The following is a 417-nucleotide window of genomic DNA, read 5'->3' as shown; positions in this document are numbered from 1 at the left end:
TTACAGGACGCACTGTGGAGTGGTTGATATAAATCTTAATTTTTTCAATGATATTCTTTATAGCGTGCGATTAAGAAACATTAGTAAACTGGAGAATATGGAGTTCTGCGCTACAAAACAACGGGTGTATTTTAGTGATAAAAACAAGAAGGCTAGTTATAAAATAATTAATTATGGAGACTATTATGATGTTGATTATTATGATAACAATTTGAAAAATGAAGTTTTTGACTGGATTGGTAAATGGTCATAATGAACAACACCAGAAAGAGAAAAATATAAAATACATACAGAAAGACATGAGAGCAAGGGACGGGGCAGGGCAAGATCATGAAAATTGTGATGTAAATCACGATTTTCATCTTTGCTTTAACGCCTACAGGTGATCAAAATTTAACCTTTGGAATAACTAAAAAG

2 protein-coding genes are annotated in these 417 nt (G+C 31.9%); one reads left to right on the top strand and one right to left on the bottom strand.

Features of this window, described 5'->3' with window-relative positions; genetic code table 11:
• Positions 1-253: YdcD family protein (locus EVJ26_RS14535; protein ID WP_236635600.1), on the top strand; the 253-nt coding region annotated here is incomplete at its 5' end.
• On the opposite strand, the gene EVJ26_RS14590 is transcribed toward EVJ26_RS14535, so the two are convergent.
• A complete protein-coding gene (locus tag EVJ26_RS14590) occupies positions 168-362 on the bottom strand; it encodes a hypothetical protein (RefSeq protein WP_152914093.1) in 195 nt (64 codons plus the stop codon). The two genes, EVJ26_RS14535 and EVJ26_RS14590, sit on opposite strands and share 86 nt — an antisense overlap.
• Between the last annotated feature and the right edge of the window lie 55 nt (positions 363-417).

The sequence above is a fragment of the Exiguobacterium sp. SH3S1 genome (genome assembly GCF_004337105.1).
Classification (GTDB): Bacteria; Bacillota; Bacilli; order Exiguobacteriales; family Exiguobacteriaceae; genus Exiguobacterium; species Exiguobacterium aurantiacum_A.
The sequence above is the reverse complement of the archived record's forward strand: the minus strand, read 5'-3'. Positions and strand labels throughout refer to the sequence as shown.